General features: G+C 56.5%; 24 protein-coding genes and 1 pseudogene. 13 read left to right on the forward strand and 12 right to left on the reverse strand.

Annotation, left to right across the window (positions count from 1 at the left end):
* Positions 1 to 108 precede the first annotated feature (108 nt).
* Positions 109 to 1,179, reverse strand: coding sequence for an alpha/beta hydrolase family protein (locus tag CPJ18_RS01100; protein ID WP_103656920.1), 1,071 nt, complete (start codon positions 1,177 to 1,179; stop codon positions 109 to 111).
* A 143-nt stretch (positions 1,180 to 1,322) separates the two neighbouring features.
* Here CPJ18_RS01100 and CPJ18_RS01105 point away from each other — a divergent pair, with 143 nt between their 5' ends.
* On the forward strand, positions 1,323 to 2,375 hold the full coding sequence (locus CPJ18_RS01105; RefSeq protein ID WP_167397803.1) for a helix-turn-helix domain-containing protein: 1,053 nt from the start codon (positions 1,323 to 1,325) through the stop codon (positions 2,373 to 2,375).
* Between the two features lie 32 nt (positions 2,376 to 2,407).
* Here CPJ18_RS01105 and CPJ18_RS01110 read toward each other — a convergent pair whose 3' ends face one another.
* Positions 2,408 to 3,511: a TRAP transporter substrate-binding protein gene (locus tag CPJ18_RS01110; RefSeq protein WP_103656666.1), complete on the reverse strand. Its 1,104-nt coding sequence runs from the start codon at positions 3,509 to 3,511 to the stop codon at positions 2,408 to 2,410.
* A gap of 317 nt (positions 3,512 to 3,828) precedes the next feature.
* On the opposite strand from CPJ18_RS01110, the gene mbfA reads away from it, so the two are divergent.
* Positions 3,829 to 4,812, forward strand: coding sequence for an iron exporter MbfA (gene mbfA, locus CPJ18_RS01115; protein WP_103656922.1), 984 nt, complete (start codon positions 3,829 to 3,831; stop codon positions 4,810 to 4,812).
* A gap of 38 nt (positions 4,813 to 4,850) precedes the next feature.
* Here mbfA and CPJ18_RS01120 read toward each other — a convergent pair whose 3' ends face one another.
* On the reverse strand, positions 4,851 to 5,249 hold the full coding sequence (locus CPJ18_RS01120; RefSeq protein WP_103656667.1) for a RidA family protein: 399 nt from the start codon (positions 5,247 to 5,249) through the stop codon (positions 4,851 to 4,853).
* A 201-nt stretch (positions 5,250 to 5,450) separates the two neighbouring features.
* On the opposite strand from CPJ18_RS01120, the gene CPJ18_RS01125 reads away from it, so the two are divergent.
* Positions 5,451 to 6,044, forward strand: coding sequence for a TetR/AcrR family transcriptional regulator (locus tag CPJ18_RS01125; RefSeq protein WP_103656668.1), 594 nt, complete (start codon positions 5,451 to 5,453; stop codon positions 6,042 to 6,044).
* 15 nt (positions 6,045 to 6,059) lie between these two features.
* Here the strand turns inward: CPJ18_RS01125 and CPJ18_RS01130 are convergent, their stop codons facing one another.
* Both CPJ18_RS01130 and CPJ18_RS01135 read right to left on the reverse strand, forming a co-directional pair.
* Entirely contained in the window at positions 6,060 to 6,674 is a 615-nt protein-coding gene (locus tag CPJ18_RS01130) for a transglutaminase-like cysteine peptidase (RefSeq protein WP_077102280.1), read from the reverse strand.
* A 119-nt stretch (positions 6,675 to 6,793) separates the two neighbouring features.
* Positions 6,794 to 7,585 (reverse strand): alpha/beta hydrolase, encoded by a 792-nt coding sequence (locus tag CPJ18_RS01135; RefSeq protein WP_103656923.1) that lies wholly within the window; start codon positions 7,583 to 7,585, stop codon positions 6,794 to 6,796.
* Between the two features lie 186 nt (positions 7,586 to 7,771).
* Between CPJ18_RS01135 and infC the strand changes: the two genes are divergently transcribed.
* From infC to pheT, 8 genes and pseudogenes are all read left to right on the forward strand, one after another.
* Positions 7,772 to 8,308, forward strand: a complete 537-nt coding sequence (gene infC, locus CPJ18_RS01140) for a translation initiation factor IF-3 (RefSeq protein WP_067649815.1) — start codon at positions 7,772 to 7,774, stop codon at positions 8,306 to 8,308.
* Positions 8,309 to 8,501: 193 nt separating this feature from the next.
* Positions 8,502 to 8,705 (forward strand): 50S ribosomal protein L35, encoded by a 204-nt coding sequence (gene rpmI, locus CPJ18_RS01145; protein WP_045230036.1) that lies wholly within the window; start codon positions 8,502 to 8,504, stop codon positions 8,703 to 8,705.
* Positions 8,706 to 8,745: 40 nt separating this feature from the next.
* Entirely contained in the window at positions 8,746 to 9,150 is a 405-nt protein-coding gene (rplT, locus tag CPJ18_RS01150) for a 50S ribosomal protein L20 (protein WP_045230035.1), read from the forward strand.
* 126 nt (positions 9,151 to 9,276) lie between these two features.
* On the forward strand, positions 9,277 to 10,125 hold the full coding sequence (locus tag CPJ18_RS01155; protein WP_245445272.1) for a BUD32 family EKC/KEOPS complex subunit: 849 nt from the start codon (positions 9,277 to 9,279) through the stop codon (positions 10,123 to 10,125).
* Positions 10,126 to 10,146: 21 nt separating this feature from the next.
* Positions 10,147 to 11,229 carry a phenylalanine--tRNA ligase subunit alpha gene (pheS, locus tag CPJ18_RS01160; RefSeq protein ID WP_103656669.1) on the forward strand — a complete coding sequence of 361 codons (1,083 nt, stop codon included), beginning with the start codon at positions 10,147 to 10,149 and terminating at the stop codon, positions 11,227 to 11,229.
* A 3-nt stretch (positions 11,230 to 11,232) separates the two neighbouring features.
* Positions 11,233 to 11,461 (forward strand): annotated as a pseudogene (locus CPJ18_RS01165) (DUF4160 domain-containing protein).
* Positions 11,445 to 11,777, forward strand: coding sequence for a DUF2442 domain-containing protein (locus CPJ18_RS01170; RefSeq protein WP_167397804.1), 333 nt, complete (start codon positions 11,445 to 11,447; stop codon positions 11,775 to 11,777). Before CPJ18_RS01165 ends, CPJ18_RS01170 begins: the two are co-directional and overlap by 17 nt.
* Before the next feature lie 12 nt (positions 11,778 to 11,789).
* Positions 11,790 to 14,213 (forward strand): phenylalanine--tRNA ligase subunit beta, encoded by a 2,424-nt coding sequence (pheT, locus tag CPJ18_RS01175; protein WP_103656670.1) that lies wholly within the window; start codon positions 11,790 to 11,792, stop codon positions 14,211 to 14,213.
* Between the two features lie 55 nt (positions 14,214 to 14,268).
* On the opposite strand, the gene CPJ18_RS01180 is transcribed toward pheT, so the two are convergent.
* Positions 14,269 to 15,270 carry an aldo/keto reductase gene (locus CPJ18_RS01180; protein ID WP_103656924.1) on the reverse strand — a complete coding sequence of 334 codons (1,002 nt, stop codon included), beginning with the start codon at positions 15,268 to 15,270 and terminating at the stop codon, positions 14,269 to 14,271.
* A gap of 117 nt (positions 15,271 to 15,387) precedes the next feature.
* On the opposite strand from CPJ18_RS01180, the gene CPJ18_RS01185 reads away from it, so the two are divergent.
* Entirely contained in the window at positions 15,388 to 16,278 is an 891-nt protein-coding gene (locus tag CPJ18_RS01185) for a LysR family transcriptional regulator (RefSeq protein ID WP_103656671.1), read from the forward strand.
* Here CPJ18_RS01185 and CPJ18_RS01190 read toward each other — a convergent pair.
* The 4 genes from CPJ18_RS01190 to CPJ18_RS01205 all read right to left on the reverse strand — a co-directional run bounded on the left by CPJ18_RS01190 (position 16,268) and on the right by CPJ18_RS01205 (position 19,304).
* Positions 16,268 to 16,711, reverse strand: coding sequence for a GNAT family N-acetyltransferase (locus tag CPJ18_RS01190; protein ID WP_103656672.1), 444 nt, complete (start codon positions 16,709 to 16,711; stop codon positions 16,268 to 16,270). The two genes, CPJ18_RS01185 and CPJ18_RS01190, sit on opposite strands and share 11 nt — an antisense overlap.
* Complete coding sequence (locus CPJ18_RS01195) at positions 16,712 to 17,647, reverse strand: aldo/keto reductase (protein ID WP_103656673.1); 936 nt, start codon at positions 17,645 to 17,647, stop codon at positions 16,712 to 16,714.
* Positions 17,648 to 17,760: 113 nt separating this feature from the next.
* A complete protein-coding gene (locus CPJ18_RS01200) occupies positions 17,761 to 18,744 on the reverse strand; it encodes a GlxA family transcriptional regulator (protein ID WP_103656925.1) in 984 nt (327 codons plus the stop codon).
* The gene (locus CPJ18_RS01205) at positions 18,744 to 19,304 is read right to left on the reverse strand and encodes a cysteine hydrolase family protein (RefSeq protein WP_103656674.1); all 561 of its coding nucleotides are present in this window, start codon (positions 19,302 to 19,304) and stop codon (positions 18,744 to 18,746) included. Before CPJ18_RS01205 ends, CPJ18_RS01200 begins: the two co-directional genes overlap by 1 nt.
* Positions 19,305 to 19,486: 182 nt before the next feature.
* On the opposite strand from CPJ18_RS01205, the gene CPJ18_RS01210 reads away from it, so the two are divergent.
* Positions 19,487 to 20,473: a Gfo/Idh/MocA family protein gene (locus CPJ18_RS01210; RefSeq protein WP_103656926.1), complete on the forward strand. Its 987-nt coding sequence runs from the start codon at positions 19,487 to 19,489 to the stop codon at positions 20,471 to 20,473.
* Here CPJ18_RS01210 and CPJ18_RS01215 read toward each other — a convergent pair.
* Both CPJ18_RS01215 and CPJ18_RS01220 read right to left on the reverse strand, forming a co-directional pair.
* Positions 20,470 to 20,838: a hypothetical protein gene (locus CPJ18_RS01215; protein ID WP_103656675.1), complete on the reverse strand. Its 369-nt coding sequence runs from the start codon at positions 20,836 to 20,838 to the stop codon at positions 20,470 to 20,472. The two genes, CPJ18_RS01210 and CPJ18_RS01215, sit on opposite strands and share 4 nt — an antisense overlap.
* A 67-nt stretch (positions 20,839 to 20,905) precedes the next feature.
* Positions 20,906 to 21,136 carry a hypothetical protein gene (locus tag CPJ18_RS01220; RefSeq protein WP_103656676.1) on the reverse strand — a complete coding sequence of 77 codons (231 nt, stop codon included), beginning with the start codon at positions 21,134 to 21,136 and terminating at the stop codon, positions 20,906 to 20,908.
* Between the last annotated feature and the right edge of the window lie 158 nt (positions 21,137 to 21,294).

Genomic DNA, 21,294 nt, shown 5'->3' on the forward strand with positions numbered 1-21,294 from the left:
AGGTTTGAAAATAATGTTAATATTCAGTGAGTTCCGCCTTGCGTGGTAAATGGGAAATGGAAGCCGGTGTCTATAAACCAGCTCCCATTTTTGTCCTTAATGGCTCAATCAGTAACCCGCCTTCAATGTTCGCTGGAAGGCACTCACGATCTTCGTCACCAGTTCCTCGTGAATATCCGCTCTGTCGCGCTTAGCCATTGGCTCACAAATCGGATCGATTTCACCGACTGATTTCAAAAATGCATCGACATCTTTTTTGCAGACCGGCAGAAAGCTGAAATGGTTGCTGTCGTCGACCTGCATATAGGTGGCGTCAGGCACATGCTTGGCCAGCTGGTCGGACAGGACGGAGACGGGAATTTCGCCGACACTGCCGAGATTGATGAAGGTCAGCGGAATATCGATGGCCTTCAGGCTGTCTTTGGTGAACGCCACTTCCAACCCCGGATCAACAAGCACCGCAGAGCGGATGCGGGCGTCGTGATTCGATTGTTCGAAACGCGCTTTATCGACGCTACGCAAATCGAACTTTGGAAAGACGATCTGCTCATCGTTCTTGTAGCCGCGCCCACCTGCAAACCACTGGCAATCCATGGAAGTGGCATAGTCCACGCAATATTGCGCATAGGCGTCGAGATCAGCACGCGCACCTGCAAGCTCCATCGCCGCGCTGCCGCCGAGCGAAAAGCCGAGAACACCGACGCGCTTGGCATCGACCGATACAGACCATTCGGCACTGGTGGTCAGCGATGTGACGATGGTGGAGATATCGTCTGTACGTTCCCATATTTTCGGTGTGTCAGCAGGTGTGGAATCGCCGCTCGTCGTACCAGGGTGATCCGGTGCCGCAACCAGGAAACCCGCTTCGGCAAGGGCCGTTGCAATCCAGGCCATGCCAATCGCGCGCGAACCGGAGCCATGCGATAGCAGCACCAAGGGCAGATGATCTCGTGGAAGAGAGGCGTCCTTGATGGCTGGCGCGCCGTCGAAAATTCGATTTTCTCCGACGCTGACCTTTTGGCCTTTGCCGTCGGATGGATACCAGAGCGTGACGGATAAGTCCCTGTTGCGTGCGGGAGAATGAACAGTGATATCGCGCGTGCCAACGTACTGGTCTGCTAGAACAGGCTGGATGGCGAAGACTGACAAAAGAAGTGTAGCGGAAATGGTGTGGCGCATGGAAAGCCTCTTGGGGTTGGAATAACGAGGCCGTTGTCTGCGCATCGCAGTTTTTTCACGCCCTGAAACATGTTTGAGGTCGTGCGCAAACGCGATCTGGTTCATGTAAGAAGGGTCATTGTTCCAGCTTAGGTTTTTCCGCCTTGCTTTTCCTGCCGCTACCTATTGTCGTCTCACTTTTTCTCTGGCTGATGCTGATCTCGATCCTTCGCGGGAATGGCGAAGGAAAGGCCAATCTGCCTTTTCTGGCATTACTCGGGCTGAGCGCCATTCAGTCGACTCTTGTCGGTCTGCGCTGGGGTTATCATGTGGAGTGGCTGAAACCAGCCTTACCCGTCATGGCATCGCTTTTGCCGCCGCTGGCCTATGCCAGTTTCCGAAGCTTGATGAATGATTGGCGCTTGAAAAGCCAAGAGACACTTTTCAGTATCACCCTGCCGCCACTGCTTATCATAGTGCTCTTGACGATTTACCCGCTTGCCATCGATTTGGCCCTGATTGGGCTCTTCGTAGGATATGCGTTTGCCATCGTTATGCTGGGAAGGCGTGGGCCAGATGGGTTGGAGGAGGCACAATTTGCCAGCGTGGCATCCGTTCACCGCGCGCTCTACATCGCCGCCGCCGCTCTTTGCCTCTCCGCTTCGTTCGACGTTGTGATCCTTCTCGATTTTGAGTGGACACGAGGTGAAAATGCCGGTGTCATCATCAGCAATGGCAATCTTATCGGCCTTCTTCTGATTGGTCTCACTGCATGGGTCGCGGGCGACAGCAAGCCTGAAAAACCTTTGGTGCCGATAGAGGCGGAACCCCTAAGCCCCAGCGCAGAGGACCACCAGATCATGGCAAGGCTGGAAGACCTGATGGCTCGGCAGAAGTTTTACCGCGATGAAAACCTCAACCTATCCCGTCTCGCCCGCAAGCTGGCATTGCCCAGCCGCCAGATTTCCAATGCCATCAACCGCGCGACGGGTGGGAATGTCTCGCAATATATCAATCAGTTGCGGGTGAAAGATGCCTGCCGGCTGCTGGAGGAGACGGATCAGTCCGTGACCTCGATCATGTTCGAAAGCGGCTTCCAGACCAAATCCAACTTCAACCGGGAATTTCGCCGCATCACTGGTATGAACCCGCTGGCCTGGCGGGAGCGCGAGGTTTGGAAGCTGGTATCCGCGCATAAAAATGGCCACCCGGCGTAACCGGATGGCCATCCAATACGGACGAAAGATGATTACAGATTGCCGTTGCGCTGCTGGATCATCATGTAGGTGTCATAGGTGTATTCCGCGATCTGAGCCCAGAGATAGGCATCCTTCTTGAACGCCTGCTGGCTTTCGTAAATCTTCTTGAAGTTCTCGTTGACCGAGGAAATCTCAGCATAGGTTTCAAGCGCCGCCTTGTGGCACACGTCGAGAATTTCCTGGCTGAATGGCCGCAGAATGGCACCCTGTGCAACGAGTTCCTTTAACGCCTTCGGGTTGCGGGCATCGTAACGCTCCAGCATGGATGCGCTGCCAGCCGCACAGGCGTCTCTCAGAATGCGCTTGTAGTTGTCCGGTAGGTTGTTGAACTTTTCCAGGTTCACGAAGGCGTGGCAGGCTGGGCCACCTTCCCACCATGCGGGATAGTAGTAATATTTCGCAACCTTGTAGAAGCCAAGCTTCTGGTCGTCATAGGGACCAACAAACTCCGTCGCGTCGATGGTGCCTTTTTCCAGCGCCGCATAGACGTCGCCGCCTGCGATCTGCTGCGGGGTGATGCCGACCTTCTGCATGACCTGACCGGTGAGGCCGGCAATACGCATCTTCAGACCCTTGAGGTCATCGATCGTGTTGATTTCCTTGCGGAACCAGCCACCCATCTGCGCGCCGGTGTTGCCCAGCAGGATGGAGTAGATGTTGTGCTTGGCAAAGAACTCATTCATCAACTCGTTGCCGCCTGCCTGGTTGAACCAAGCATTCGTCTGACGTGCATTGAGGCCGAACGGCACAGATGTTCCGAGCGCAAAGGTCGGGTCTTTACCGACATAATAGTATGAGCAGGTGTGAGCCATTTCCACCGTGCCGGATGTCACGGCATCTGCGGCCTGAAGGGCCGGAACGATCTCGCCACCGGCAAAATGCTGAATGGTGAAGTTGCCGCCAGATGCTTCCTTGACGTGATCTGCAACGATCTGTCCGGCACCGAAGAGAATGTCGAGGCCTTTGGTGAAAGACGATGTCATACGCCAAGTGATCTTGGGGTTTTCCTGAGCAATAGCGGGCGCGGCAAGGGCGGTTGCTGTAACGCCTGCGCCAACGGCACCGGCCTTGCGGATGAATGATCTGCGATCCATGTCGATTGAGCCTTGAATATGAATATCTAGGGCGAACCGTATGGTACGCCTCCCGTCATCTACTAACCATGTCCGGTTGCAGCCTTCAAGATAATCTTGATGATATTGAGTCGGCAGTCTTTGTTTTGCAGTAAAACGAAAATGACATTTCAATCATGGGGCGAATTAGCATTCCTGCACAGCCCTGGGGCTTGTTGATGGGCGGTTTCAGGCCACACGGTTGCGATCCATATCGTCAAAATTAGAATTATTCTAAATTGGCTTGCGCTAACTTTATGCAGGCATTATTTAGAATTATTCTAAATCGGATGGTTCTCATGTTTCGCAGTCTGTTTTCACATTCCAAGCGCCCTTTCGCATCCCTGAGCGAACAGGAAATTCTCTCACTTGCCATCTCCTCTGAAGAAGATGACGCGCGTATCTACCGGTCCTATGCAGATCATTTGCGGGCGGATTATCCGCAATCGGCGAAGGTTTTCGACGAGATGGCAGAGGTCGAGCACGCCCATCGCAACATGCTGATCGGGATGCACCAAGACAGATTTGGTGACACAATTCCACTGATCCGTCGCGAACATGTCAGCGGCTTTTATGAGCGCAAGCCGGACTGGCTGGTCAAGAACCTGTCTCTTGAGGCCATGCGGGAACAGGCCGAACGGATGGAAGACCAGGCCATCCGCTTTTACGACGAGGCCGTCAAACATGTGACCGATGCATCCACCCGCAAATTACTGGGTGATCTGGCTGAAGCTGAGCGTGGGCATCAGGACATTGCCGGAATGCTGGAAGGCAAGCACTTGGTCGAGGAGGCCAAATCCGAAGAGGAGGAAACCGCCAAGCGCCGATTTCTGCTGACCTATGTTCAGCCGGGGCTGGCGGGCCTTATGGACGGATCGGTCTCGACACTCGCCCCCATTTTTGCCGCTGCCTTCGCCACTCAGGATACATGGCAGACATTTCTTATCGGCCTTTCGGCGTCTGTCGGTGCGGGCATTTCCATGGGCTTCACGGAAGCGGCGCATGATGATGGCAAGCTTTCCGGTCGCGGTTCACCCTTCAAGCGTGGTCTTGCATCCGGCATCATGACGGCAATCGGTGGCCTCGGACACACGCTGCCTTACCTCATTCCGCATTTCTGGACGGCAACCGCAGTCGCCGCCGTCATCGTCTTCATGGAACTCTGGGCCATTGCCTTCATCCAGAACCGCTACATGGAAACACCGTTTCTGCGAGCTGTCTTTCAGGTCGTGCTGGGTGGTTCGCTGGTGCTGGCGGCAGGTATCATCATCGGTCATGGCTAAGGTGAGGGGGCTCAAAACGTTGCTGAGCCCCACATCACTCATGCGGCCTGGGGAATGCGAGCGATGACTTTGATCTCGAAGTCGAAACCCGCCAGCCAGTTCACGCCAACCGCAGTCCATGTGGGGTAGGGCTTTTCACTGAAAGCCGTCGCCTTGACAGCCATGATCGTCTCGAACTGCTTTTCCGGGTCGGTGTGGAACGTCGTGACATCGACGATGTCATCGAAGGTCGCGCCAGCGGCTGCAAGAACAGCCTTCAGATTGTCGAATGCAAGCTGCACCTGTTTCGCAAAATCCGGTTCGGCTGAACCATCGTCGCGGCTGCCGACCTGACCAGAGACGAATAGTAGGTCGCCGGACCGGACTGCTGCCGAATAGCCATGCTTCTCATAAAGCGCGTGCCGATCGGCGGGGAAAATTGCGTCGCGTTTGCTCATTTTTGATACTCCAGAATTCAAGGCAGCAGCATCCATTCCCCGCCGTGACGCAATACGCGGCGGACGAGGTCTGATGGCCGGGCCTCTGATGACTTTACTGTACGGAACAAATTTTGATATACGCACCGTATGTCTAAATATCTAGCATACGCTGCGTATGTCAATAGGTATACGTGGCGTATGTTAGTTTGGGGATGAGATATGACACCGAAAACGCGGTCGCAAATGGTCGAGGAAACGCGCGCAAAACTCATCGCTGCTGCGCGAAAAGCCTTTGCATCAAAGGGTTATGCTGCATCCTCCATGGATGAGCTAACGGCGGAGGCCGGGCTGACACGGGGAGCGCTCTATCACAATTTTGGCGATAAAAAGGGACTGCTTCAGGCCGTGATCGACCAGATCGATGCTGAGATGCTGGCGCGATTGCGCGTTGTTCAGGAGAAAGCCGATACGCCTTGGCTGGGTCTGCTGGCCGAAAGCGTAGCCTATATCGAAATGGCGCTGGAGCCAGAAATACAACGCATCATGCTGTTGGACGGCCCGGCAGTCTTAGGCGATCCCGCCAATTGGCCGAACCAGACGGCCTGCCTAAAGCGGATCGAGGAAACCGTTCAGTCGCTGGTCGATGACGGCACGTTGAAGCCGGTCGACGCAAGAGCAACGACATGGCTGCTGAATGGTGCCGTGTTGAACGCGGCGCTCTGGATCGCCGCTGCCGAGGAGCCGCGCGACGCCTTCCCAAAGGCCGTCCAGGCCTTCCGCCAACTGGCTTCGGGCTTGCTGGCGGAGGTTTGACACTCTGCTCGGATATTACCGCAGCGCGCCAACCAGAACGTCGCGACCATCTTCGATAGAAACCCAGCGTCCCGTGTTGAACGAGGCCTGACGCTTGAGATACGTATAGTTCGTATCGGTCCACAGCTTCACATCGTCAGACAGATTGTCGAGAATGAAGTCGCCGTCATTGGTGCGCAGCGTCAGCACCGCATGGCCTTCGCCATCGGGCTTGCGAACGACGGTGATCAAAAGGTCGGAAACGGCAAAGCCGCGTTCCATCAGTTTCCGGCGCTTCAAAAGCACGAAATCTTCACAGTCACCAGCGGTCTTGGGATATTCCCAGACCTCGTCTTTGCCATAAACTTCTAGGTCGGTCATGGCGATGATGGTGGAATTTACTTCCTTGTTGATGTCGCGAACTACCTTCCATCCATACTCCGTCACGCGCGGAGGAGGTGTCAGTTTGCTGCGAATATCGCACTCCGACATATACTTCTGGCAGAACTCGTAATGACCGATAGGCTGGGACGTGATGCCACCGGTCACCATGGCCGGGCTACCCTTGTTCTCGGCCTGTGCGGAGGCCACAGAAAGTATTCCGGCCGCAACTGCCAGAAGCAGTGCCCGCGCCCGCGGTGCGTTCATCATGAAACCCGTCCCTTAAAATCTTAATGAAAAGTTAAGAGACGGCAGGGGTATGTGTCAATCGGAACTCGGTGTCCATGAACGCAAGATGAATAATATGGTTAAGAGCGTGGCCGGTTTGCCTACAAAACAAGGCTTTTGGCCGCTGCCAGCATGCGCTCGATGTCCTGTGGACGCGACAGTCTATGGTCGCCATCGCGAATAAGGCTCAAGACCACATCATCGGCAGGCAGATGCTCAAGCAGTTTGAGGGCGTGCGTGTAAGGTACATCCTCATCTTTCATCCCCTGTAGAATGTACACCGGGCACCCTGTCTGGATAATGCCCTGCAACACGCGGTTGTTGCGTCCGTCCTCGATCAAGGCACGGGTAAAGATGTTGGGCTCTGGGCTATATTCGGACGGTTCCTCGAAATAACCTCGCTCCCTCAGCGAGGTCTTTTCCTCCTCGGAAAGATTGGGCTCTATCAGTTCGGCGGTAAAATCCGGGGCGGGCGCGATCAGCAGCAGGCCTGCAATGTCAGGGCCGACTTGCTGCTTGCGCAATTCCTCCACCAGTCGCAGCGCAATCCAGCCGCCCATCGAGGAGCCGATGACCACGATGCGTTTTGGTGCCGTATGCTGCAGCACGGCCATCGTTTCTTCCAGCCAGCGCGAGATGGTGCCTTTGTTGAAGTCACCTCTGGATGCGCCGTGGCCGGAGTAATCAAGGCGAATGCACGCAAGACCATTCTGTTCGGCAAACCTGTCGAGCTCCACTGCTTTGGTGCCCGTCATGTCGGACCGATAGCCGCCGAGCCAGACCAATGCAGGAGCATCGTCACCATGCATCGTCGCTGCGCGTGAGAGTATCGCGATGTCGCGGGCCTCATCGGCGGTGCCAACTGTCAGGTATTCAATCGTTTGATCAGTCATATCGGTGAGAATCTCCTGCATTTTGCTCTCCATGTAGCGTAAATTCGGAAAAAGCACGACAGGAGGTGATTTTTTTGCGCGGGCATGCTATTGACTTCGCGGCGGCATTCACGACATTTCCGCCATTTGCACCGACAAGCTGGTTTTTGCCGACGCGATCCCGAAACAGATCAGGAGAATACGACCATTCGCAGACCGTTCAAAGCCGATGCCCCCGTCAAAGAGGGCCCGCGCTCCAACAGGGAAATTCGAATTCCCAAAATTCAGCTGATTGATGAAGAAGGCCAGAACCTTGGCGTCATGGCGACGGACCAGGCTCTGAAGATGGCGGAAGACGCCGGTCTCGATCTCGTTGAGATTTCGCCGAACGCAGAACCGCCCGTATGCAAAATTCTTGATCTCGGCAAGCTGAAGTATTCGTCGCAAAAAAAGGCGGCAGAAGCGCGCAAGAAGCAGAAGATCGTTGAGGTCAAGGAAATCAAGATGCGCCCCAACATCGACACCCATGACTATGAGGTGAAGATGAAGGCCATGAACCGTTTCTTTGACGAAGGCGACAAGGTAAAGGTGACTCTGAAGTTCCGTGGCCGCGAAATGGCTCACCAGGAACTCGGCATGAAGCTTCTTCTGCAGGTCAAGGAAGACACTCTGGCAATTGCCAAGGTCGAAGCCGAGCCAAAGCTGGAAGGCCGTCAGATGATGATGGTTCTGGCACCTAAGTAAGTCGAAAACGTCTGAATTGCAGGCGTTTACGTCCCGTCGCAGGGGAATTTATCATTCCCCGTTGCTCTTTTTCATAACTACGGTTATAGGAGCGCGTCCGAACGGTCCGGCAGGGCATGCCGAGTCCGTTCTAGAATAGCTTGAAAGCAGGCTTCGTCTGCCTGTCTTTCGATACAAAAAATGGAGTAGCAAAATGCCCAAGATGAAGACGAAATCTGCCGCTAAAAAGCGGTTCAAGATCACAGGCACCGGCAAGGTTCTCGCAGCCGCCGCCGGTAAGCGCCACGGCATGATCAAACGGTCCAACAAGTTCATTCGCGACGCGCGCGGAACCATGGTTCTGGCCGAAGCTGACGCCAAGAAGGTCGTCAAGAACTACCTGCCGAACGGTCTTTAAGACTTTTCCGCACTTTTGGACATTTTAAGGAGATCATGACATGGCACGCGTAAAACGTGGCGTAACTTCCCGCGCCAAGCACACCAAGACACTCAAGGCAGCCAAGGGCTTCTACGGCCGCCGCAAGAATACAATCCGCGCAGCTAAGGCTGCTGTGGACCGTTCCAAGCAATACGCTTACCGCGACCGCAAGGTTAACAAGCGCAACTTCCGCGCTCTGTGGATTCAGCGTATCAATGCTGCTGTTCGCGAATTCGGCCTGACCTATGGCCGCTTCATCGACGGCCTGAACAAGGCTGGCATCGAAGTCGACCGTAAGGTTCTATCGGACATGGCTATCCATGAGCCAGCAGCATTCGGCGTTCTCGTAGACAGCGCCAAGAAGGCTCTTGAGTACCTCAAGGATGCCGGCACCACCAACGAATTTGAAACCGCTGTAAAGTAATTACGGCGCGAACAAATTGTTGTTCATTTTGAAACCTGCGCCGGGCCACCGGTGCGGGTTTTTTCGTTTCGACCAAGGTCGTATGCAAATCGCAAAGCGGACATTATGCCCGCATATGAGTTCTGAATGCTGGAAGCCGCCGATCCACAGGAGCAAGCACAGGGATTTCACGTCCATCTCGAGGACGCGGATATTGCTGCCTTGATGCAGGTGCTGCTGACCAGTGACGGACGGATACAGCAGCTGAACCTTTCGGTCGGCTCTGTCTGGATCAAAAGGCAGGGCACCGAACAAGCGCCGTGGTGGATAAAGCTTCAGGCGCTTGCGGCGGCGGCCCTGCCGTATAAGTTTTTAAAGCCGTCACCCATTCTCAAGCCTGTCGACATGATGGAGCGTGAAAAGCGGCGGATGATGGAATTCGGCGCAAAGGGTTTTCCCGTCCCCGACATCATTTATTCCTCGCAGACGGCCATCGTCATTTCCGATGTCGGGCCCACCGTCCAGCGCCTTTTGAAAATGAAAAGTCGTGCTGGGGAGAGCGATCATGACACGCTTCTCATCGACTGCGCCGCAGCGATCGGCGACCTGCACGCCGCTGGCTTGTGCCACGGGCGCCCACATGTGCGGGATTTCTTCTTGCGCGATGGCCGCGTCGGTTTCATGGACTTTGAGGAAGAGCCACAAGCCGTCATGCCGCTTGAAACCGCGCAGGCGCGGGATATCTGGCTGCTGTTTCTGCCCATGACGACCCTCGCCAAGAATGGCAGGGAGACACTCGATGCCGCCTACAAAGCGTGGGCAACGCGCGCGCCGGAAGCGGCAATCGCAGAATTGCGCAGGCTCGTGCGTGTTCTGGGCCGTTTTTTGCCGCTCGCCCGGTTGATTGGGCGCGTGCAGATGGGTAGTGATCTGCAACGCTTTATCGAGGCGACCGACTATCTGAAGAACGCCGTTGAAACCGAAGCCGCAGGCTAAAGCCCGGCGAGGCAGGAAAATATGACCGAACTTGATACCTTGAAATCACAATTGATATCGGAAATCACGTCTGCCGGCGATGAAGCGTCAATAGAAGCCGTGCGCGTGTCAGCACTGGGTAAGAAGGGTTCGGTCTCCGATCTCTTGAAGACGCTGGGCTCGATGACGCCGGAAGAGCGCCAGACGCGTGGTGCCGCCATCAACCAGCTCAAGAGCGAAGTGACGGATCTCATCTCTGCCCGCAAGGCGGAGTTGAAGGACGCCGCTATCTCGGCACGTCTTGCGGCTGAAACATTGGATGTCAGCCTGCCGGTTCGCCAGTCACCAGCAGAGCGCGGACGTATCCATCCAATCAGCCAGATCGTTGATGAGATCACTGCCATCTTCGCCGATATGGGTTTCTCCATTGCCGAAGGGCCGGATATCGAAACCGACTATTACAATTTCACGGCACTGAACTTCCCCGAAGGCCACCCGGCCCGCGAAATGCACGACACATTCTTCTTCCAGCCGGATGAGAATGGTGAGCGCAAGGTGCTGCGCACGCACACCTCTCCGGTGCAGGTGCGCACAATGGAAGCACAGAAACCACCGATCCGTATCGTCATTCCCGGCAAGACCTATCGTCAGGATAGCGACGCCACCCACTCGCCGATGTTCCATCAGGTCGAAGGTCTCGTCATCGACAAGAAGTCGAATGTCGGCAATCTGCGCTGGGTTCTGGAAGAATTCTGCAAGACCTTCTTCGAGGTCGACAGCGTCGTCATGCGCTTCCGCCCATCCTTCTTCCCCTTCACCGAGCCAAGCTTCGAAGTGGATATCCAGTGCGACCGCTCCGGCCCCATCGTCAAGTTCGGCGAAGGTAAAGACTGGATGGAAATCCTCGGCTGCGGCATGGTTCACCCCAACGTCCTGCGCGCCGGCGGTCTCGACCCGGATGAATATCAGGGCTTTGCCTGGGGCATGGGGCTGGACCGCATCGCCATGCTGAAATACGGCATGCCTGATCTGCGCGACTTCTTCAACGCCGACGTCCGCTGGATGACCCATTACGGCTTCCGCCCGCTTGATATGCCGACTTTGTTTGGTGGTTTGAGCAGTTAAGCTATGCCGACCGTTCTTCGCAAATATGGCTACCGTTTTCACTTCTACTCAGGTGATGGCCATGAGCCGCCGCACATTCATATTGATGGAAGCGGTAGCGAAGGTTTGGTTGGATGCTGTGAGACTAGCACAGGCAAAGGGCTTCAATCAGCGAGATATCGCTCGTATATTGGAAACGGTTGAGGAACACAGGGACCAGATGATGGAGGCGTGGCATGACTACTTCGGATGATGCATACCCTGAAAGCGATCGCCCTGTGGAAGCATGGTGCGATCCGCATGAGGTCCATGTTCGCCTAGCGGATGGTAGGCACGTTTCCACGCCGCTTTGGTGGTATCCGAGGCTCCTGAACGCTACACCTGCTCAACGCAATACGATTGAACTGATGCTTGCAGGTGTGCATTGGCCGGAGGTCGATGAGGACCTTTCCGTCGATGGCATGCTGAAAGGTCGCAAGGCCCCCCGGTGCCAAAGCACCGCAGCAAGCCGCATAGCCTGGCAAGCTGAACGCCAAGACCGCTCGACCAGAAGAGACAAATACCGTTAAGGACGCATAGACATGAAATTCACACTCTCCTGGCTGAAAGAGCATCTGGAAACCGATGCGTCTCTCGAACAGATTTGCGAACGCCTGACCGCCATCGGTCTCGAAGTCGAGGATGTTGATGACAAGGCGGCTTACAAGCCTTTCGTAATTGCCAAGATTTTAACGGCGGAAAAACACCCTGAAGCTGACCGTCTCAAAGTGCTGTCCGTCGATGCGGGTGATGGCAAGCCGGTCCAAATCGTCTGCGGTGCGCCGAATGCGCGGGCCGGTCTCGTCGGCGCGCTGGCGCGTCCGGGCGACTATGTTCCGGGCATCGATGTGACTCTGGCCATCGGCAAGATTCGCGGTGTGGAAAGCCACGGCATGATGTGCTCCGAAAAGGAGCTCAACATGTCCGATAGTCATGATGGCATCATCGACCTGCCGCAGGATGCGCCGGTCGGCACGTCCTTTGCGACCTATGCCGGTCTCGACGATCCAATGATCGAAATCAACCTGACGCCCAACCGCCCGGATTGCACCTCGATCTACGGCATCGCGCGCGATCTGGCGGCCTCTGGTCTCGGCACACTGAAGACAAAGCCAGCGCCGACCTTCAAGGTCGAAGGCGCGACCTCGGTCGACGTGAGCCTCGATCTGGACGATGCGGCACTCTGCCCCGGTTTTGGCTTGCGCCTCGTGCGCGGCGTTAAGAACGGCCCCAGCCCGAAATGGATGCAGCAGCGCCTTCTCGCCATTGGCCTTCGTCCTATCAACGCGCTGGTGGATATCACCAACTACATGACCTTCGATCAGGGTCGCCCCATGCACGTCTTCGATGCGGCCAAGGTCAAGGGCAATCTCGTCGTTCGCCGTGCCAAAGATGGCGAAACCATCCTCGCGCTCGATCAGCGTGAATACAAGCTTGGCCCGACGAATGTCGTCATTGCCGATGATAACGGCATCGAATCCATCGGCGGTGTCATGGGTGGCGAGCATTCCGGCTGCGATGAAAACACCGTGGACGTGCTGATCGAATCCGCGCTGTGGGACTCGATCAACATTGCCAAGACTGGCCGTTCGCTCGGCATCATTACTGATGCGCGCTACCGTTTCGAGCGCGGCATCGATCCCGAATACATGGTTCCGGGTCTGGAGCGCACGACCGAACTAGTGCTGGAGCTGTGCGGCGGCACGGCGGCAGAAACGAAGGTCGTCGGCTACAAGGGTTTTGAGCCCAAATGGATCGACTTCCCGCTGTCCGAAGTCAAGCGCCTGACAGGTCTGGATGTTTCGGTGCAAGAAACCCTCGAAATCCTCAAGGGCCTTGGCTTCGGCATCGAGGGCGCTGATGAGCGCGTCAGCGTCTCGGCTCCCTCATGGCGTCCAGATGTGGATGGCAAGGCCGATCTGGTGGAAGAGGTCATGCGCATTCATGGCGTCGATAACATCAAGCCGGAACCGCTGGAAAGCTTCGGTGCCGTCAATGGCCGTATCCTCACCACGCTGCAAATCCGCACCCGGACGGCCAAGCGTTCGCTCGCCAGCCGTGGCATGCTGGAAGCGGTGACATGGTCCTTCATCCCGGAAGCGCAGGCAAAGCTGTTCGGCGGTGGTTCTCCCTCGCTGAAGCTCGCCAACCCCATCGCTGCCGATATGTCCGACATGCGTCCTTCGCTGCTGCCTGGCCTGTTGACGGCGGCGCAGCGCAATGCCGACAAGGGGCACGGCGATGTAGCAATCTTCGAAGTCTCCGGCACCTATGAAGGCGACACGCCCGAAGCGCAGCGGCGCGTGGCCGGTGGCGTTCGCCGTGGAACGGCATCGCTGGCTGGCTCCGGTCGTATGTGGTCCAACACGGCCAAGGGCGGCGGCAAACCGGTAGATGTTTACGATGCCAAGGCCGATGCGCTGGCGGTTATCGAAGCCTGCGGCCTGCCGATGAGCAATGTGCAGATCGAAGCAGGCGCACCCGGCTGGTATCACCCCGGCCGCTCCGGCACCATCAAGATGGGGCCAAAGGTCATCTTGGGTTACTTCGGTGAATTCCATCCGAAGACCCTGTCCGAACTGGATGTCTCCGGTGCCTATGCGGGTTTCGAAATCTACCTCGACGCCATGCCCGAGCCGAAGAAGAAGGCGACCCGCACCAAGCCTGCGCTGGAGCTATCGCCGTTCCAGACCGTCAAGCGCGACTTCGCCTTCGTGGTGGATCGCTCCGTCGAAGCAGGCTCCATCATCAAGGCGGCGACCAGCGCCGACCGCAAACTCGTGACGGGCGTTAATGTCTTCGACGTCTTCGAAGGCGCATCCGTCGGCGAAAACAAGAAGTCCATCGCCATCGAAGTCCAGATTCAACCGGTCGACAAGACCCTGACGGATGAAGATTTCGAAGCGCTGACGGCAAAGATCGTCGGCAATGTCGAGAAGTCGACGGGCGGCGTTTTGCGCGCTTAAACCTCACATATGTTGAAATAAAGAAGGCCGAGGAGATGTCCTCGGCCTTTTGTTTTTAACGGTTCGCCATAGCCGCCATCTGCTCTGGGTAACGCCCACCGGCAACCTTCGCCGGAGACAGCAACTCACCCAGCTTCGCAGCCTCCTCCGCACTCAGCGCAACATCCGCCGCTGCGACGTTCTTCTCCAGATTGGCGATCTTCGTTGTGCCGGGAATAGGGACGATGAAATCGCCCTGGGCCAGCACCCAGGCCAACGCCAGTTGCCCGGCTGTCACGCCTTTTTCCGCAGCCATCTCTTCAAGTAACGTGATGAGCGCCAGATTGGCGTCGAAGTTTTCCGCTTGGAAACGGGGCAGGGAGCGGCGGAAGTCGGTTTCGGAGAGGCCGTCGAGTTTCTTCAGGGCGCCGGTCAGCACGCCACGGCCCAGCGGGCTGAAGGGCACGAAGCCGATGCCGAGTTCGCGGCAGGTGTCGAGCACGCCGTTGGTCTCGACATCGCGGGTCCACAGCGAATATTCGCTCTGAAGTGCCGCGATGGGGTGGGTGGCATGCGCCTTGCGGATCGTTTCTGCATTGGCTTCGGACAGGCCGAGATGACGGATTTTGCCTGCCTGCACCAGTTCGGCCATGGCACCGACCGTTTCTTCGATCGGCACGTTCGGATCAACCCGGTGCTGGTAGAAGAGATCGATGACATCGATGCCCAGACGCTTGAGAGAGACATCGGCCACCGCGCGGACATTTTCCGGTCTGCTGTCAGTGCCCACCATCATTTGCCCCGCTGGCTTGGTGGCATCGATCTTGAAGCCGAATTTCGTGGCGATGGTGACCCTGTCGCGATAGGGCTTCAGGCCTTTGCCGACGAGAACTTCATTGGTGAAGGGGCCATAGACCTCTGCGGTATCGAAGAAGGTCACGCCAAGTTCGACAGCGCGGTGCAGTGTTGCGATGGAGGCGCTTTCGTCTGCGGATGGGCTGTAAGCGTGGCTCATGCCCATGCAGCCGAGGCCAAGCGCTGAAACGGAGAGGTTGTTTCCGAGAATTCTGTTTTGCATCTGTCTGCCTTCCATAAAGGAACCGCCCGTCGCTACGGGCATGAGGTCAAGATAGCCTGGCAAGACGGCGAAAATAATCGCTGCAATTCATGTTGGCTTGTTCTATCATTTAGAACAATGAACCGTGTGCAACTTTCCCAATTGGCCGTTTTGGCTGCCGTTGCAGAAGGCCGCAGCTTTCGCAAGGCGGCAGCGGAGCTTGGCATTGCACCCTCTGCCGTCAGTCACGCCGTGTCTTCGCTGGAACTCAGCCTCGGCTTGCGCCTGCTTCACCGCACCACCCGCAGCGTCTCGCCAACGGAAGAGGGCAGGCGCTTGCTGGAAACGCTGGCGCCAGCACTCGCCGATATCGATGCGGTTATCGGCGCGCTGGCCGAACATGGTGGTCGCCCCGCCGGGCCACTGCGCATCACCATGCCACGCCTTGCGGCGGAAGACATCGTCGTGCCACGGCTAGGCGAGTTTCTTGCGCGCTACCCGAATATTTCACTCGAGATTTCCACCAATGACCGCTTCGAGGATATTGTTGCCAAAGGCTTCGACGCCGGTTTGCGGCTGGGTGAAAATCTGGAAGCGGATATGATTGCGGTTCGCGCCAGCGCCGCATGGCGCGGTGCGATCGTCGGCTCACCTGAATATTTCGAGAAGCACCCGTTACCGCAGCATCCGCGCGATCTCATGCAGCATCGCTGCATTCGCCGCCGGTTTTCGAGCGGTTTGATCTATCGCTGGGAACTGGAGAAGGATGGCAAGCCGCTGGTTGTCGATGTGCAGGGGCCGCTAATCCTTTCCGATCAAAGCCTCATTCGTGCTGCGGCAATCGATGGCGCGGGTCTGGCTTTTGTCTTTGAGCAGCGCATCGAGAGCGATGTTAAAGAGGGGCGGCTGGTGCAGGTGCTGGAAGACTGGTGTGCACCCTTCGATGGCTTTTACATCTATTATCCCTCGCGCCGACAGATGCGACCGGCGCTGAGGGCTTTCGTGGATTTCTTCCGCATCAGAACTTGATCCGGTAGCGAATGTGGCCGTCGCTTCGAACATAGCTGTCATAGAGCTTGCGAGCCTGCGCATTGTCCTCATTGGTGTGCCAGTAAAGCCGTGACCAGCCCTTGTCCTTGCAGATTGATATCAGGTCATCGATCAGCGCGCGGCCTATGCCTTTGCCACGAATATTGGCGTTGATGAACAGGTCTTCCAGATAGCAATCCGGTGTCTTCACCCAAGTACTGTCATGGAAGTGGTGGATGGCAAAGCCAACCACCTGTCCGTGGAGCACCGCAAGGCGCGCAGATACGCGCGATGCGGGGTCGATAATGCGTTCCCATGTGTGGGCGGTCACCTCGTCGGCAAGATCGACATTGTAGAAGGCGAGGTAGTCGCTCCACAGACCAAGCCACTCGGCTTGGTCCTGACTGCTGGCATCACGAATGCTGAGATCCATTTACGCGCCAGCCTTATCCAGAAGAACCACCATCTCGTCAGTCAGCTTCAGTTCCGTTGCGCGCTTGAAGCTTTCCAGCTGTGAGAGGCTGGTGGCGCTGGCGATCGGTGCGGTCACGGCCTTTTTGCGCAGCAGCCAAGCGAGCGCGATATCGGCCAGCTTTGCCCCGGTTTCGGCAGCAATCGTATCCATGGCACCCAGAATGGCCAGACCACGCGTATTGACGTAATCGCCAACGCGGTAGGAACGCGCAACACCTTCCGTATCCGCCTTGCTGCGATATTTGCCGGTCAGGAACCCGGCGGCAAGGCTGTAATAGTTGATGACGCCGATGTCTTCTTTTGCCGTCAGCTCGGCAAGTGGGCCTTCGAACCGCTCGCGTGTGTAGAGATTATATTCCGGCTGCACGACATCGAAACGCGCCAACCCGGTTTTCGCGGAGACATCGAGCGCTTCTTGTAGCTCGGGCGCGTCATAATTGGAGCAGCCGATGGCGCGCACCTTGCCTTGCTCCTTCAGCTTGGTGAACGCGCCCAGCGTTTCCTCGATTGGCGTCTCCGCGTCAGGCTTATGGGCGAGATAAAGGTCGATGTAATCGGTCTGCAGACGGCGCAGCGATGCCTCGACTGCTTCGGCGATCCGCTCGGCCTTGAGGCCTTTGTCATAGCCAACCTTGGAAACGATAATAGCCTTGTCGCGGGCCACGCTTCCGCGTTTCAGCCATTTTCCGATGATGGCTTCCGACTCACCGCCCTGATGGCCATCAACCCATGCGGAATACACATCCGCCGTGTCGATGGTGTTGAAGCCTGCATCGAAGAAGGCATCCAGCAGCTGGAAGGAGGTGTTCTCATCCGCAGTCCAGCCGAAGACATTGCCGCCAAAGACGATCGGGGCGATGGAAAGGCCGGTTCGGCCAAGCGCGCGTTTCTCCACGGATGATACTCCCTTTGTTTTTCTGATGTTTCGCAACAGTAGCAAGCGGATGGAGCCATAACCATTGAATTTCCTTGATGGCTGGACCCCTGCTTGCGTGATGGAAACGACATTCAGGAGGAAAGGGTTCGGTAAAAACTTGGCGGCTCTTCATGATGTTGCTGCCATACACGGCGAAGATGACGCGCAGAGGCGAAGCCTGACCTCTCAGCCACCGCTTCCATATCAAGCCGGGAATGAGCCAGAATATCGCGGGCGAGGTTGACGCGCATCAGGTTGATATAATCCACCACGCTGACGCCGGTGTGTTCACGAAACAGCCGGGAGAGATGCCGCTCACTCAAGCCTGCTGTTTTGGCAAGCAGCCCGAGTGACCATTCGGCGGCGGGATCGGCTACGATGGCGTCCTGTGCCTTGTGGACGGATGGGTGAATGTGGTTGCGGCCGGAAAGCCAGGGCGAAATCTGCGGATCATTCGCTGTGCGCCTGATATAGATGACCATGATCTGGGCTATGCGCGCGGCAATCACCGGACTGGTGAGAGACGACACGATGTGCAGCAAAAGATCAATGCCGGTGGAAATGCCAGCGCTGGAAAAGCGGCGGCCATCTTCCACGAACAGTCGGTTGTCCAACACCTGCGCTAAGGGCGCGAGCCGCCGCAATTCACCCATGCAATCGGCGTGAGTGGTGCAGTGGTGACCATCGAAGACGCCGGCCTCGGCGGCAATCAGTGCGCCGGAGCAGATAGAGACGATTGTGGTATCGTCCCGCACTTTTTTGCGCAGCCAGTCCGCGAGAATGCGCCGTTCAGATCGGCCTTGCTTTGTTTCCGCCAGAGAGCCACCGGAAATAACCAACATGGCATTGTCGGGCAGGGCATCTGGCAAGGCTTCTAGCCCGGCCAGCGAAAGACCTATCGTTGTCGTCTGTGTGTCGCTCGCTGCAATATATTTGCAATCGAAGCGGATTTGGTCTTGTTGCTGGTTGGCATAACGCAAGACCTCCAGCGGCCCCGCGACATCCAGCAACAGCGTTTGCGGCGGCAGCACCACGAAAACCGGAATGATCTTGGTCGATGTGCCGCCAGTCATCATCATGCGGCCTCTTTCCGTGCCTGCAACGCTTCGTCTACCGTCACGATGCGCGCGAAGCGACCGGCGAGCACCAGTTCCGTGCGTGTCGCGATATCCTCTACCGAGAAGACCTTGCCGGATGCATGCGTCATCGGAAAAGTCAGTGTCGCCTCGGTGACGAAATCGACCGTATAGCCCAGATCTGATCCCTGCCGCGTGGTGGTTTCGCAGCACTGCTCGGTGCGAATACCGGAAACGATCAGCCGGTTGATGCCGTGCTTGGTCAACCACACATCGAGACCCGTTCCGATAAACGCCGAATGGCGGTTCTTGCGAAAGGTCACGGCGGGCTCAATGCGAATGCCGTCCAGTGCGCGGATGAAACCGCTCTCCTCGGCAAAGGCCCGGTCGCCATCGACATGGAATATCTGAATGACGGGAATACCCGCTGCGTCTGCGCCATCAATCAGCTTTTGCTGGGCGGCGAGATAGGCAGGCAGGCCGCTCTCATCGAAATAGGGTGCCTGCCGAAAGGATTCCTGCACATCGATAACCAGCAGTGCTGTGTGTAGATGGGACATTTTCGGTATCTCCAATTTCTGATGAATACACTCTGCTCCCTTAAACATAAAGCCGAAAGTCCAGTTCGCGCCGAATAGAGGACATTTCCGGCCATCACATGTCTGAATCAGGGCTGGCTTTTCGAGCGGTTGCTTGTCGTCCCTGTCATGCTAAGGTGCCGCCCATCATAGTGGAGGCAGGCATGTTGCGTTTTGGAATTCTATCGACGGCGAAAATCGGCCGGGAGCTCGTCATCCCCGCCATTCAGGATGCCGAAAACGCCGTCGTCACCGCTATCGCCAGCCGAGATTTCTCCAAGGCGCGGCAGCTCGCAGACCGTTTTTCCGTGCCGCATGCCTTCGGCTCCTACGAAGAGATGCTGGCCTCTGATGTCATCGACGCAGTCTACATCCCGCTGCCCACCGCCCAGCATGTGGAGTGGTCCATCAAGGCCGCCAATGCTGGCAAGCATGTACTGTGCGAAAAGCCAATTGCCTTAAAGGCCGATGAGATCGATAGCCTGATTGCCGCGCGAGACCACAACAAGGTTCTCATCTCCGAGGCCTATATGGTGACCTATGCCCCGGTGTGGCTGAAGGTGCGCGAGTTGCTGGCCTCCGGTTCCATCGGCACACTGAAGCACGTGCAAGGCTCTTTCACCTATTTCAACCGCGATCCCGGCAATATGCGCAATATTCCCGAACTCGGCGGCGGCGCGCTTCCCGATATCGGCGTTTATCCCACAATCACCACGCGTTTTGCCACCGGTAAAGAGCCGAAGCGCGTTCAGGCCGTGGTCGAGCGTGACCCGGAATTCGGTACCGATATCTATGCCAGCGTGAAGGCGGATTTCGGAGATTTCGAACTCAGCTTCTACATTTCCACCCAGCTTGCGGGCCGCCAGCTCATGGTCCTGCACGGCACCGAGGGTTACATCGAAGTCAAGTCACCCTTCAATGCCGACCGCTGGGGTGCCGAAGAAGTCGAACTTACCAACCAGAACCACGGCCAGTCACAAATCTTCCGCTTTCAGGATAGCCGCCAGTATCGCAGGGAGATCGAAGCTTTCGCCACTGCGGCAAGCGGCGGTAAGGGCGAGGTCGTTTCCCTGGAAAGCTCGAAGAACAGCCAGCGCTTTATCGATGCGATCTACCGTGCTGCTGAAAAGGATGGCTGGGAAACGTTCTAGAGCGGCCTGCCCACCTTTTTTCTTGCTCTGATGTAGCCCGCAACGGCAAGAGCGAGGCCGCCACATGACGCCGCGAGAAATGCCATCGGCCATTGCACGAACGGGTTTCGGGTGATGATCAGCGCGAAAATGCCAAAGCTGGCACATGTGCTGACGCCACTGAGCACGATCAACAAAACGCCGCCGCTAGGAGCAGCTCTTTGTAGGCGATTGAGAGTATAGGTAAGACAGGGGAGCATGATCGCGACGCTCAACAAACGGACGACCACGATGTCAAGATTGGAACCAATCGAGATCCCAAGCGTGACAAAACCGTCCAGTACAATGAAAGCGGCGTTGATCAGGATAAATACGGGCAAATTCACGGGTCGATGTTCCGTTTCAAGACATTCGAAACGGTACTTTATCGTAAACGTGCAACGCCGCTACCGATTAAGCGGTGCGCAATCCTCTAACTGCCACCATCGCACCAAAAATGCCCGCAATGCCGACATTATAGCCTGCAAGCGCAATCAGAAGTGACAGTACGTGTACACCAGATGCTGACACCAACGCCGCAGCAGCAAAAACGACTGCAATCAGGATGCCCGTGGCTGCGACAGCCGTAACAGAGCGCAAAGCAAGCGCAGCTACGCCGAGTGAAATTCCGAGAATAAATACCATGATGCCGCTCCTCCTCCAGAGGGCCTGAGGAAAGGCACCGTCATCCTCAAAGACCCGTATTTCTCCTCCGTATATGCACGTTCAACCGCCAAACTAGCAGATTGTTGCAATTTTGTGAAATTTAATCGTCAGGAAATTGTCAACTCTGCGTCATGAAG

This window comes from Agrobacterium rosae, assembly GCF_002915175.1.
Lineage (GTDB): Bacteria > Pseudomonadota > Alphaproteobacteria > Rhizobiales > Rhizobiaceae > Agrobacterium > Agrobacterium rosae.

Excerpts from the sequence above, each read along its gene's own strand:
- CPJ18_RS01100 (WP_103656920.1), bottom strand. The coding sequence starts at position 1,179 with ATGCGCCACACCATTTCCGCTACACTTCTTTTGTCAGTCTTCGCCATC.
- CPJ18_RS01110 (WP_103656666.1), bottom strand. The coding sequence starts at position 3,511 with ATGGATCGCAGATCATTCATCCGCAAGGCCGGTGCCGTTGGCGCAGGC.
- mbfA (WP_103656922.1), top strand. The coding sequence starts at position 3,829 with ATGTTTCGCAGTCTGTTTTCACATTCCAAGCGCCCTTTCGCATCCCTG.
- CPJ18_RS01120 (WP_103656667.1), bottom strand. The coding sequence starts at position 5,249 with ATGAGCAAACGCGACGCAATTTTCCCCGCCGATCGGCACGCGCTTTAT.
- CPJ18_RS01125 (WP_103656668.1), top strand. The coding sequence starts at position 5,451 with ATGACACCGAAAACGCGGTCGCAAATGGTCGAGGAAACGCGCGCAAAA.
- CPJ18_RS01130 (WP_077102280.1), bottom strand. The coding sequence starts at position 6,674 with ATGATGAACGCACCGCGGGCGCGGGCACTGCTTCTGGCAGTTGCGGCC.
- CPJ18_RS01135 (WP_103656923.1), bottom strand. The coding sequence starts at position 7,585 with ATGACTGATCAAACGATTGAATACCTGACAGTTGGCACCGCCGATGAG.
- rpmI (WP_045230036.1), top strand. The coding sequence starts at position 8,502 with ATGCCCAAGATGAAGACGAAATCTGCCGCTAAAAAGCGGTTCAAGATC.
- rplT (WP_045230035.1), top strand. The coding sequence starts at position 8,746 with ATGGCACGCGTAAAACGTGGCGTAACTTCCCGCGCCAAGCACACCAAG.
- CPJ18_RS01155 (WP_245445272.1), top strand. The coding sequence starts at position 9,277 with ATGCTGGAAGCCGCCGATCCACAGGAGCAAGCACAGGGATTTCACGTC.
- pheS (WP_103656669.1), top strand. The coding sequence starts at position 10,147 with ATGACCGAACTTGATACCTTGAAATCACAATTGATATCGGAAATCACG.
- CPJ18_RS01170 (WP_167397804.1), top strand. The coding sequence starts at position 11,445 with ATGACTACTTCGGATGATGCATACCCTGAAAGCGATCGCCCTGTGGAA.
- pheT (WP_103656670.1), top strand. The coding sequence starts at position 11,790 with ATGAAATTCACACTCTCCTGGCTGAAAGAGCATCTGGAAACCGATGCG.
- CPJ18_RS01180 (WP_103656924.1), bottom strand. The coding sequence starts at position 15,270 with ATGCAAAACAGAATTCTCGGAAACAACCTCTCCGTTTCAGCGCTTGGC.
- CPJ18_RS01185 (WP_103656671.1), top strand. The coding sequence starts at position 15,388 with ATGAACCGTGTGCAACTTTCCCAATTGGCCGTTTTGGCTGCCGTTGCA.
- CPJ18_RS01190 (WP_103656672.1), bottom strand. The coding sequence starts at position 16,711 with ATGGATCTCAGCATTCGTGATGCCAGCAGTCAGGACCAAGCCGAGTGG.
- CPJ18_RS01200 (WP_103656925.1), bottom strand. The coding sequence starts at position 18,744 with ATGATGACTGGCGGCACATCGACCAAGATCATTCCGGTTTTCGTGGTG.
- CPJ18_RS01205 (WP_103656674.1), bottom strand. The coding sequence starts at position 19,304 with ATGTCCCATCTACACACAGCACTGCTGGTTATCGATGTGCAGGAATCC.
- CPJ18_RS01210 (WP_103656926.1), top strand. The coding sequence starts at position 19,487 with ATGTTGCGTTTTGGAATTCTATCGACGGCGAAAATCGGCCGGGAGCTC.
- CPJ18_RS01220 (WP_103656676.1), bottom strand. The coding sequence starts at position 21,136 with ATGGTATTTATTCTCGGAATTTCACTCGGCGTAGCTGCGCTTGCTTTG.